At 47.5% G+C, this 11867-nt stretch carries 9 protein-coding genes; 3 read left to right on the plus strand and 6 right to left on the minus strand.

Translation table 11 applies throughout. From position 1 onward, the window contains the following. Nucleotides 1-106: 106 nt before the first annotated feature. Nucleotides 107-1147 (minus strand): thiamine-phosphate kinase, encoded by a 1041-nt coding sequence (thiL, locus tag IRJ16_RS04535; protein WP_194110901.1) that lies wholly within the window; start codon nt 1145-1147, stop codon nt 107-109. Between the two features lie 171 nt (nt 1148-1318). On the opposite strand from thiL, the gene IRJ16_RS04540 reads away from it, so the two are divergent. Together IRJ16_RS04540 and IRJ16_RS04545 are read left to right on the plus strand one after the other, a co-directional pair. Next, nucleotides 1319-2827, plus strand: a complete 1509-nt coding sequence (locus IRJ16_RS04540; protein ID WP_194110346.1) for a DNA/RNA non-specific endonuclease — start codon at nt 1319-1321, stop codon at nt 2825-2827. A 134-nt stretch (nt 2828-2961) separates the two neighbouring features. Next, nucleotides 2962-4371 (plus strand): DNA/RNA non-specific endonuclease, encoded by a 1410-nt coding sequence (locus IRJ16_RS04545; protein ID WP_194110347.1) that lies wholly within the window; start codon nt 2962-2964, stop codon nt 4369-4371. 240 nt (nt 4372-4611) lie between these two features. Here IRJ16_RS04545 and IRJ16_RS04550 read toward each other — a convergent pair whose 3' ends face one another. The 4 genes from IRJ16_RS04550 to IRJ16_RS04565 form a co-directional block, all read right to left on the minus strand. Continuing rightward, complete coding sequence (locus tag IRJ16_RS04550) at nt 4612-5643, minus strand: ligase-associated DNA damage response exonuclease (RefSeq protein WP_194110348.1); 1032 nt, start codon at nt 5641-5643, stop codon at nt 4612-4614. A 166-nt stretch (nt 5644-5809) separates the two neighbouring features. Beyond that, nucleotides 5810-8002: a carboxy terminal-processing peptidase gene (locus IRJ16_RS04555; RefSeq protein WP_228079856.1), complete on the minus strand. Its 2193-nt coding sequence runs from the start codon at nt 8000-8002 to the stop codon at nt 5810-5812. Between the two features lie 223 nt (nt 8003-8225). Further along, nucleotides 8226-8855: a hypothetical protein gene (locus IRJ16_RS04560; protein ID WP_194110350.1), complete on the minus strand. Its 630-nt coding sequence runs from the start codon at nt 8853-8855 to the stop codon at nt 8226-8228. Nucleotides 8856-8995: 140 nt separating this feature from the next. Beyond that, complete coding sequence (locus IRJ16_RS04565; RefSeq protein WP_194110351.1) at nt 8996-9622, minus strand: DNA-3-methyladenine glycosylase family protein; 627 nt, start codon at nt 9620-9622, stop codon at nt 8996-8998. Nucleotides 9623-9690: 68 nt separating this feature from the next. On the opposite strand from IRJ16_RS04565, the gene IRJ16_RS04570 reads away from it, so the two are divergent. Further along, the gene (locus IRJ16_RS04570; RefSeq protein ID WP_194110352.1) at nt 9691-10971 is read left to right on the plus strand and encodes a replication-associated recombination protein A; all 1281 of its coding nucleotides are present in this window, start codon (nt 9691-9693) and stop codon (nt 10969-10971) included. Between the two features lie 3 nt (nt 10972-10974). On the opposite strand, the gene IRJ16_RS04575 is transcribed toward IRJ16_RS04570, so the two are convergent. Then, a complete protein-coding gene (locus tag IRJ16_RS04575; RefSeq protein WP_194110353.1) occupies nt 10975-11289 on the minus strand; it encodes a hypothetical protein in 315 nt (104 codons plus the stop codon). Between the last annotated feature and the right edge of the window lie 578 nt (nt 11290-11867).

The raw sequence follows: 11867 nt of genomic DNA on the forward strand, positions 1-11867 counted from the left end.
GCTTTCCCCTAAATTAGGGGATGGGCACTGACGCTGCGTTAGCAGTTACGGTAATAAGGGGTAGCTACTCCACCAGCCCACTGCCCACTCAAAACACTGATCAAGGCTACGCCTTGAACGCATTCCACCCTTGCGCCGTCAATTTATGCACATTGCCCGACTTGCTCACCAGATTACAACCGGCAGATGCTTCGGTCATGTAGCCAATGATGCTGATATCAGGGTGATGTTTGATCTTGTCGTGGTCGGCTTGTTTAACAGTGAAAAGCAGTTCGTAATCCTCGCCACCGCTTAGGGCGCATATGGTCGGGTCCAGTCCAAATTCGCGGGCGGTCTCGTAGGTCATCGGGTCGATCGGGATCTTCTCTTCGTAAAGCTGCACACCTTTGTCGCTTTGCTTGCAGATGTGCAATACTTCGGATGCCAGGCCGTCAGATACGTCTATCATCGATGTAGGGGTCACACCCCATGCTTTCAAAAGCTCTACCACATCTTTACGGGCATCGGGTTTAAGCTGGCGTTCTACAATGTAATCCTTGCCTTCCAAATCGGGTTGGATCTTTGGATTTTCCAGGTACACCAGTTTCTCGCGCTCTAATAACTGCAGGCCAACGTAAGCGCCGCCCAGATCGCCCGATACGCAAAGCAGGTCACCCTCTTGCGCACCGTTACGGTAAACGATGTCTTTTTCATCAGCCTCGCCTAAAACCGTTACGCTGATCACCAGGCCTTGTTTTGATGCCGACGTATCGCCACCGATCAGGTCGACATTGTATTTTTCGCAAGCGATATGGATGCCTTGGTAAAGCTCTTCGATAGCCTCTAACGGGAATTTGCTCGATACACCTATCGATACTGTCACCTGGGTAGGCGTGCCGTTCATGGCGTAAACATCGCTCAGGTTAACCTGGATGGCTTTATAGCCTAAATGTTTAAAGGGCGTATAAGCCAGATCGAAGTGGATGCCTTCCAGCAGCATATCGGTAGATACCAGTACCTTTTTGTTGGCAAAGTCCAGCACGGCGGCATCATCGCCAATGCCTTTCAGGGATCCGGCTTGTTTTAGTTCTATATTTTTGGTCAGGTGGTCTATCAGGCCAAACTCGCCTAAATGGCTTAATCCTGTGGTCTCGCTGTTGTCGAACATATCCATGGCGCAAAGGTACAAAAACTACCGCTTATGGCAGTGAACCAAAACCTTAGCCTACCCATCGCCGTAAAAAGAGATACTATTGTTTAATAAAAATTCTACGTTGTTTAAAAAATTAACAGCAGGTTAATATCAAAAACACATCTTTGCCCCGATAAACAAACAGACATGAAGAAAACATTACTCATCACCTTTGCCGCGATGGCATTTTTAGTCACCGGCTGTAAAAAGAATACAGACGAAATGATAACACCGGTCACTCCGCCGGTAGTCAATCCTCCTGCGGTCCCTAAGGACTATGCCCTTAACGAAAACTTCGAGAGCGGTGTTAAGCAAGGCTACGATGCCGGTAATTTGGTTTTGGCCACCGGATCCTGGAACATCGACGGCGGTTTGTTAGGATCGGATCCTAACGATACAAAAAACGGCAGCAAGTCGATACGCTTGCAAGGCACCCCAGCCAATCCTTTACGTGTTGGTACATTGACCATGAATTTCGACATCAAGCACCTGACCTCGTTTTCGGTTAAAGCGGCATTGACAAATTTCTCTGATAAAGCACGCGGCGCGAATGCGACCTTGAAAGGTTATTTTGAGGTCCAAATATCTACCGACGCCGGAAAAACCTTTAAAAAGATCGGCCAGACTGTGAATTGCGACACCGTACTTAAAGCAACTAAATATACGATCACAGATAGCGTTGTACGTTTCCGCATCATAAACACATCCGATATGAACGGATCAAACAAGGTCCGCATCAATATTGATGACATTGAATTTGCAGGTAAAGGTGACCCAGGTATCACCGTTGGTACGCCTGAAGCACCGACCGATCCGGACCCGGGTACAGGAGCGCCCGCTGCTACGCCGCGTCCTGCAGTTACTACAGGCACCGATGTGCCGCCAACTACAGGTGATAACAGCAACTTGCTGATGGGTAATCCATCTAACGCCCAAGCGTCAATCGCCACAAGTGATAACTACCTGATCGATATGGGTTACTATACCGAATCGTACAATGCAACAAAAGGTACACCAAACTGGGTAAGCTGGCATTTGGATAATTCCAATACCACTAATGCGACCGGCCGTCTGGATAACTTTGCTGCCTGGAGTGGTTTACCTTCGACGTTTTTTGCGGTGCAGAGCAATAGCTATTCAGGTTCAGGCTTTGACAGGGGACACAACTGCCCGTCGGCCGACAGGACAAGTTCTACCGCGGCTAACGGTGCTACTTTCCTGATGACCAATATGATCCCGCAGGCACCAAATAACAATCAGCAAATTTGGAATGAGTTTGAGCAATACCTTCGTCTGCAAACACTACAAGGTAACGAGGTTTACATCATTATGGGCAGTTACGGGATAGGCGGCGTAGGGTCTTTAAGTACTACTACTGTCACCACCATCGCAAGTGGAAAGATCACCGTACCGGCTAATGTATGGAAAGTAGCAGTGATCATCCCGGCAGGAAATGGCGATATCATCCGCACCGGCGCCGGCACTCGCGTAATTGCTATCAACACACCAAATCTTAATTCTGTTACCGGCAAAGATTGGGCAAAATATATTGTTACCGTTCGCTCTATCGAGCAGGCTACCGGTTACAACCTGTTATCATCATTGCCGCAGAGCGTTCAGGATGCGATCGAGACCGGCAAAGATTCGGGCATTTAATTGATCTCCGATCATCATATTTATCGAAAGGCTCCTTAATGGGGCCTTTCGTGTTTTCAGGTCGCTATGCAAAAATATCGGTAGGCGATAGCTCTAAAACCCCCATCTTTGCCCCATCACGATCCGATAATAAGATGAGAAAGCCCCTGCTGATAACCTTTACGCTACTTACCCTGTTTACTGCAAGCTGTACTTTAGATACCAGGCAACCTATACAGACCGCCGTAGCCCCCGCAGGATTCTCCCTTGCCGAGGATATGGAAAAAGGCGTTAAAGCCGGTTACGCCACAGGCAATGTCACGCTAACTGACGGAAGCTGGACCTTTGTTGATGCCCTCATCGGCACACAAGATGCCGACGCTAAGAATGGAACAAGGTCGGCAAGGCTGCGCAACGGCTACATCAGCATGAATTTCGATATCGCTAATGTGAGCAGTATCAAGATCAGCCACGCTAAATATGGCAACGATGCCGACGCTAAATGGCAACTGATGATATCGACCGATGGCGGCGCTACTTATACCCAATTGGGCGATACCATTAATGAGACATCGACCGATCTAACGACCGATATCTTTGCGGTGACCGATACCGGTAACATCCGTTTTAAGTTACAGAAGAAGGGTAACGCACGCATCAATATTGATGATATTGTGATCAGCGGAAAAGGGACATTGGCTATCACAGCAGATGCACCTCGAGTGCCGGTAAACACAGGTGGCGGCATAGCCGCCGAGCCGCGACCGATAGATAAGTCGGGCGATGATGTGCAGCCCGTTAGCGGCGATAACAGCAATATGCTGATGGGCAATCCCTCGGGCGCTAAGACCTCATTAATATCAAAAGATAACTACCTAATAGACATGGGCTATTACGTCGAGTCGTACAATGCTACCCGCGGTACACCAAATTGGGTAAGCTGGCACCTGGATAATAGCAATACTACCGGCACCGCCGACAGAATGAATGATTTTGCCGCCTGGAGCGATCTGCCCAAAAGTTTCTTCGCTGTGCAGAGCAACAGTTACATGGGCTCGGGTTTTGACAGGGGGCATAACTGCCCGTCGGCCGATAGGACCAGTTCGACAGCGGCCAACAGCGCGACGTTCCTGATGACGAACATGATCCCGCAAGCGCCTAAAAACAATCAGGATACCTGGAGCGAATTTGAACAACATCTGCGCCGATTGGCCCGGCAAGGTAACGAGGTCTACATTATTATGGGCTGCTACGGCGAAGGAGGCATCGGTTCAGCAAGTTCAGCTACGGTCAAAACCCTTGCTAAAGGCAAGATCACCGTGCCATCTAACATTTGGAAAGTGGCCGTGATACTCCCTGCTGGTAACGGCGATATCATCCGCACAGGCAGCAACGCGCGGGTGATCGCTATCAATACGCCTAACGTAAATACGGTGGTTAAAGATTGGCGCAAATACATAGTGACCGTAAGATCGATAGAGCAGGCTACCGGGTATGATCTGCTATCGGCCTTGCCTCAGCGCGTGCAGGATGAGTTGGAGGTTGGTAAGGATAGGGGGATATAAAAAGTTCATTTAATTATTCTACAAGCAAATTGATCCGTAACTAAGAGCGTCGTAAGCAAATATTCATATTGTTGCAAATTGTTGATTGTCAAATGATTATGAAAATAGAATTTTGAAAATGTTAACCTTTGTAAACTTTCACCCCGTCGTTTGTGTCCCTACAAATGACCGACCGCGAGGGCAGCTATAGTCGCCTGTGCCCCACGGGCGACGGAGCGGATCATATCAGATGGCAAATTGCTAACTGCCAACCGCTACCTGCCCGCTCTCCACTACCTCCATCGAGTCGTCATCTTCCGTTCCATACAGCGTATGTACCTCGTGTGCATCAAAACCTATCTCGTTAAGGTAACGGGTAAAGCTGGCGGTGTAACCGTGGGTGAGATAGACCTTTTCGCAACCGGTGGCATCTATGGCGCTGATGAGGCCGTCCCAGTCGGCATGATCGGACATAATAAACCCACGGTCGGCGGCGCGGCGGCGTTTGGCCCCGCGGATGGCCATCCATCCCGAGCAATAGCCAAAACTATACGGCCCGAACTTGCGCATCCAGGGCGTACCAACGGACGATGGCGGGGCTATGATGATGCCTTTACGTACATCTTCTTTAGGTGTTTCTTGCGTTATGCGTGTTGTAGGGTTAAGGATGATACCATTACGACGGAGTGCGTCGTTGGTATTCTCGATCACACCATGGGTGTAAACCTGCCCGATAGAAAGATCCAGATTTTGCAGGATTCGTTGGGCTTTGCCCAACGAATAACCGACAATAACCGTAGCGACGTTATTCTCTACATTCTGCCGCCACCAGCTGTTCACCTCGTTAAATATATCTAACTGTGGTTTCCATTTGTAAACCGGCATGCCAAACGTACACTCGGATATAAAATGGTGGCAATTGACCGGTTCGAAGGGTGCGCAAACGCCGTCGTCATCAACTTTATAGTCGCCGGAAACGACCCATATCTCACCTTTGTACACCACCCGTATTTGCGCCGACCCTATCACATGCCCGGCAGGGAACAAGGTGATCTCGACACCGTTCTTGGTCACCGTTTCGCCGTATTCAATGGTTTGCAGGTTGATATCGCCCAATCGGTACAACATTACCTCACGCGACAGGTGGTGTGCCAGGTAACGCTTATGCCCCACGTAGGCATGGTCGGCATGGGCATGGGTGATCACCGCATCATCCACAGGTTTCCATGGGTCGATGTAGAATTTGCCTTTGGCACAATAGATACCGCGGTCGGTGAATTCGAGTAAAGCCATGTTTTGTTGACCAGTGATCGGTTAACCGGTGACCGGTTGATCAGTGATCAGTTTTAAGATAACCATCGGCCCGCCAATTAGTTTAAACCAAAAACGTCCCGCTAAAAGCGGGACGTTCGTATTACTTCTTGTCTTGTCTCTTGAATCTATATTCTTGACTCTAACCCTACTGCATGATCTGCTGTTTCACCGTAGCGGCATAGTTAGGGTCAAGGGCAATATAGTCGGTCAGGATCTGGCCTGCTTCTATCTTTAAGAAATCAAGGTCGCTTGGTTTTTTGCCGGCTTTTTTATCAACCTCTTTAGCAATATCGCCTTTCTTTAAAGCCGGGAAGCCTGAGGCTACACGTTTTAAGTTCACGCGCTCAAAAGCGGTCTTTTCGTCCTCGTCGCGTTGTTTTTTAAGGGTCGCTTCGTTCAGGCTTACCGTAGTTTCGGCATCACGCTTTTTGTATTCCTGAATATCGGCCAACATGTATTTGTAATTGTCGTTCTTAGCCATGCGGTCGTTGTGTAACTTGGCAAGCTTAGGCAACACGGTGGCTACACTGCCCACAGGGGTGTAGTTACTCTTGGCGATCATATCGAATGGCAATGCCGAAGGCTCGGTATCCTCGCCGTATTTATCCATCGGGATAATAGACGGGAACTTGATATCAGGCATTACACCTTTATGTTGTGTAGAACTGCCGCTCACACGGTAGAATTTAGCCACAGTAAGGTTCAACTGACCGAACATGTTCTGGCTGCCCGGCGCATTGGCAACTATTTTAGTATCGTTCTTTTTTAAAGCTGCCAACTGGTTCTTGATCTCTTGCGGGATCTGTTTGTCCAGGTCGATAGCATTTTGCACCGTACCTTTACCATAGGTTTGTGAACCAACAATGATACCGCGACCGTAGTCCTGTATCGCACCCGAGAATATCTCTGAAGCCGACGCACTAAAGCGATCTACCATAACGGCTAAAGGACCGTTCCAGGCGATGTTAGGGTCTTCATCCTCTTCCACGTCAGTTTTACGGGTATCGCGTACTTGTACAACCGGGCCGGTCTTAATGAATAAGCCGGTCAGCTCTACAGCCTCGATCAGCGAGCCGCCACCATTTTGACGAAGGTCCATTACCACACCGTCTACACCTTCTTTTTTAAGGGTATCTAAGATCAGCCTAACGTCGCGGGTTGTGCTCTTATAGTTAGGATTACCGGCACGGTAATCAGCAAAGTCCAGATAGAATGCAGGTACCGATATGATACCGATCTTTACCTGCTTGCCATTGTTATTATAAGTACGGATCTCTTTTTGAGCCGATTGATCTTTCAGGATGATCTTCTCCCGCACTAAAGCCAGCTCGCGTGGTTTGTCTGTAGTCCCTTTACCTTTTGGCAGAATCATTAACCGCACCATGGTACCCTTGCTACCGCGGATCAGCGCGATAGCGTTCTCTATCCTCCAGCCGATCACTTCAGAGAATTTGCCATCTTTACCTTGCGCTACCGCAACAATACGGTCACCTATCTCTAACTGCTTGCTTTTATCGGCAGGGCCGCCGGCAACAACGCTCTTAATGGTCACGTACTCGTTCTCTGATTGTAGCGTGGCACCAATACCCTCTAACGAGCGCGACATATCAATATTAAAATTGGCCGCGTTTGATGGGTTAAAGTAATTGGTATGCGGATCTATGGTCTCGGTAAAAGCATCCATATAGATCTGGAACACGTCCTGATTGTTCAACTTGTTAGAGTTGCTCAGCAGGTCTTTATAACGTTTTTTCAAACTTTCGCGATTGGCGGCCATATCTGCTTTAGCCAATTTTAGGTTCAGCAGATCGTATTTAACACGCTTGTTCCATAGCTCGTCCATATCGGTAACTGTGGCTACCCATGGCATTTTAGAACGGTCGTAAGTGAAATTCTCGGTCTTGTTAAAGTCAAATACTTTATCAACCTGAGCCAAAGAGTAGTTCACACGTTCGTTGTAGCGTTTTTGATAAACGTTGAAGATGTAGAACACATCGTTCAGGTTGCCTTCGCGCATATCATCGTCTAACACGGTACGGAATTTCTCGAATTCCTTCACGTCCGATGCCAGCAGGTAATTGTGGTTTTCGTCCAAGCGTTTCAAGTATTTATCAAATACCAGCGCCGATATCGAATCATTCAGCGGTACCTTTTTATAGTTCAGGTTGGTGATGAACTGGGTAACGGCACGTACGGCAACGCTTTGCTGCTCATCAGGCTCAATATCATTTGATCCTTTTACTTTAACAATTGGTTTTTTCTCCGGCAGTTTTTCTGATGCTGCGGTGCAGGCAAAGGCCGAGCCAAGGAGAAGCGCTATATATAATCTCTTGAACATATCTTTAGTTGATTTTAGATCGGTTTTGATATTAAACATCAATAGTTGTGCCTTATTGTATTTTGCTAATGTAATAAAAAAGAGACTCGCTGTACCGGAGTCTCTTTTATGAATAACAATATTACAAATTATGTTTTACGGAAAGTGCGAGGGCAAAATTTATTTACCGTTGGATCACAATGCTTATGTACATTTTATAGGATGTGTTGTACAGGATGTGCTATCACTCCTGGAAAGCCATATCAAAGGTCACCCCTGCGGCGTAGCGGGTGTTGCGCGTGGCGGCATAGCGGGTGTGTTGGATATAATTCAACTTTTTCTCTATCTCTATCAGATCGATCAGCCATCCTTTGGACGATGCCATATTGCGGGCATCTAAAAGATCCTGATTGGCCAGCGCAAAGTCGCCTATCTCATACTTAAGCATCGCCAGCTTTATCAGGTTAGCCAGTATCAGTTTATGGTCGCTTTGGCGGCGAGCCAAATTAGTGCTTTGCAAAAAATACCACTTAGCCTCGGAATAACGGCTTTGCCTCACATAAAGATCTGCCAGCAGACCAAATTGATAACTGGCCTGACCGTAAATGCGGTAGCGCATACTGTGCTGGGCGGCCTTCATGGTGTATGATTGGGCAACTTCTAATTCGCGGTCGCTCATAGGTAAGGGTTGGAGCGCCAGATGCGGGGTGCGGAGCTTTAGTTTTAACAGACTGGTGGTCTTGTAAGCCGGACCGAGCAGGTCCATCGGTTCAAATTGACGTAGCGGCGGCTTTTTAAATTTTAGCTTCCACCATTGGGCCGAGGCCGTAAAGCTAATAACAGTGCAACAAATTAAAAGTAGGAATTTCCTCACGCTTTAACTTTAAGTATTGGAGCTTAATTGAATAACCGGCAAGCAAATATAGCTCTAAATAAACCACTTGTACTTGTTTGCAATAAAATATGCGAATGGAGCAAGGCGACGAACAGGAAATTAACGCTCACAGCACCGATTTATTTCCTCGGTGTCGATAAATAATAATGCCAAAGGATCATGGTTGCGACTGAGCGGTTAGGCCGCCATTGTTCGGCCAATGCGATGAGTTCTTCGCGGGTAATAGCCGCGGGCAAACCTTTCAATCGTTTAAAAGCATTCACCGCAGCAAGATCGCCAGCAGGGAAGATATCCGCCCGTTGCAGTACGAACATCAGGTAAACATCCACCGTCCAATTACCGATCCCTTTTAATGAAACGAGCTTGGCGCGGACATCGTCGTCAGCCATGGTCTCAAATGCTTTCAGGTCGATATTAACATTGATAATAGCCTCGGCCAGATACCTTACATAAGCCGTTTTTTGGCGACTGAAATAGCAGGCTTTTAGTTCCTCGTCGCTTAATTCTAATACGCCTTTGGGTGTAATTTTGGTCAACCGTTCCCGCAATTTATTTAAGACTGATAGCGCAGAAGCCAATGACACCTGCTGCTCTAAAATGATATGCACCAGCGACTCAAAGGTATTAGGCCGGCTCCACATGGGCGGGTAGCCATACCGTCGGATCACGCTTGCCAGGTGAAGGTCACGTTCAGCCAGTTGATGGCAAATAGTGTGGAATGTGGATATGGTGACCTGGTTGAGCATACGTTTGTTAATTTCAAATTTACTAAATATTTTAGGATAGCTCGTTTCAAATCCCCAACTTTACTTTTATGAATAATTTGCCTCCATTGGCCGAGCGGATGCGGCCGGCCACGCTTGATGATTATGCCGGGCAACAGCACCTGGTAGGGAAGGGTGCGGTGTTGCGCAAAGCTATCGAGTCGGGCACGCTTCCGTCTATGATATTTTGGGGGCCGCCGGGTGTGGGTAAAACTACGCTGGCTTATATTATTTCACAGTCGTTGTACAGGCCGTTCTTTTCGTTAAGCGCCATCAACTCGGGCGTGAAGGATGTGCGCGAGGTGATCGAGAAAGCATCTATCCTAAAACAACAGGGCGAGGTGTTGCCGATCTTGTTTATCGACGAGATACACCGCTTCTCTAAATCGCAACAGGATTCCTTACTGGGCGCCGTCGAGCGCGGCATTGTCACGCTGATCGGCGCGACTACTGAAAATCCATCCTTCGAAGTTATCTCGGCTTTGCTATCCCGGTGCCAGGTCTACATCCTGAAACATCTGGAAGAAAGCGATCTGATGGGCCTGCTCGACAAAGCATCTAAAGAAGACCCCATCCTAAAGGAGAAGAAGATAGAGATCGTAGAGAACGAAGCCATCCTTCGCCTCTCCGGTGGGGATGCCCGCAAGTTGCTCAACGTTTTTGAGCTGCTGGTCAATTCCACCGATAAAAAGCAGATCAAGCTGACCAACAAATACGTGCTTGACCATGTGCAGCAGAACATGGCCCTGTACGATAAGACCGGAGAGCAACACTACGATATTATTTCGGCCTTCATCAAATCAATGCGGGGCAGCGACCCTAATGGTGCAGTTTATTGGCTGGCGCGAATGATCGTAGGGGGCGAGGACCCGGTATTTATATCGCGCCGTATGCTAATATTAGCTTCCGAGGATATCGGTAATGCTAACCCTAACGCCTTGTTACTGGCACAGGCCTGTTTTGACTCGGTACGGGCGATCGGCATGCCCGAGTCACAATTGATCATGTCACAAACGGCTATATATTTGGCTACATCGCCTAAAAGTAACGCGGCTACTACGGCCATCAGCGCGGCCATTGCTTTAGTGAAAGCTACAGGCGATCTGCCTGTCCCGCTACATTTGCGCAACGCACCTACCAAGCTGATGAAGAACATTGGGTACGGAAAGGATTACAAATACGCCCACAGTTACGAGGGTAACTTTACCGACCAGGATTTCCTTCCAGATGCCGTCAGCGGTACGCAGATCTTTCAACCGGGAAATAATGCTAAGGAGAACGAGATACGTGAAAAAATGCGGAAGCTTTGGGGGAACAGGTATAAATACTAAATGTTAATCTATCTCTACGGTCTTGCCCTTGCGCGGGTCTTCGGGCAGGATCTCCATATTGGGATAGTCTACATATTCGGCATACCATTGTATAGCGTCTATTACGTCGAGCGCATCGTCGGGCGTTACATTGATGGTTTCGAAAGCGTAAAGTTTGCCGTAAGCAGATCCATAAAGTTGAATTTCGTTAGGATCGGGTTCAAAGCGGTTTTCGTCAACGCATATAACGCTGACTTTAAGACCTGTGTCGCGGGAGTGTATCACGTCTCGGCAAGGATCCCTGGGGTCGGTAGCTAATAAATATATATTGTGATCCATCTTACAACCATAACATCGGTCATTAAAATTTGATTTAATTTTTTTTTGGAATGACCGTGGTAAAGTCTTTTTAACGGCAGCCACGTGGTAAAGGTTATGCTGTATCAGTTAACCTCGCCAATATTAATAATTAATTCCTCACCACACGAGTTAAAAAATACCCAATTTGAGTAACGGATTTCCCGGCGATATTCTCTACATCACTCAAAAACACTGTTTTTACCCATAATAGCCCCTTTTATGCCCTTGGCATAGCAATTGAATTAAATTAAATGCCCTTCCAAAGGGCTGTTTTTCATAGGTAGATGTAGAGGCCGAAGTACTGCGAGAGTGTTTCGGTCTTTTTTGTGTCTTGATTTCACAGATTTGACGATGATTTCACAGATTTTCTTTTCTTGAACTTCACAGATCTAAGCAGAACATCTCCGATCATCTTTAAATCGTAACAAGACTATTCGGCGATGAGATCCTTAAAGATCTGTGGAATCCTCCGCCAATCGGTGGAATCAAGAAAAATAAGATCTGTGGAATCCTCCTACCATCTGTGAGATCAAGAAAATGGACTCGTCACATTTTTT

The sequence above is a fragment of the Mucilaginibacter myungsuensis genome (assembly GCF_015222005.1).
Taxonomy (GTDB): domain Bacteria; phylum Bacteroidota; class Bacteroidia; order Sphingobacteriales; family Sphingobacteriaceae; genus Mucilaginibacter; species Mucilaginibacter myungsuensis.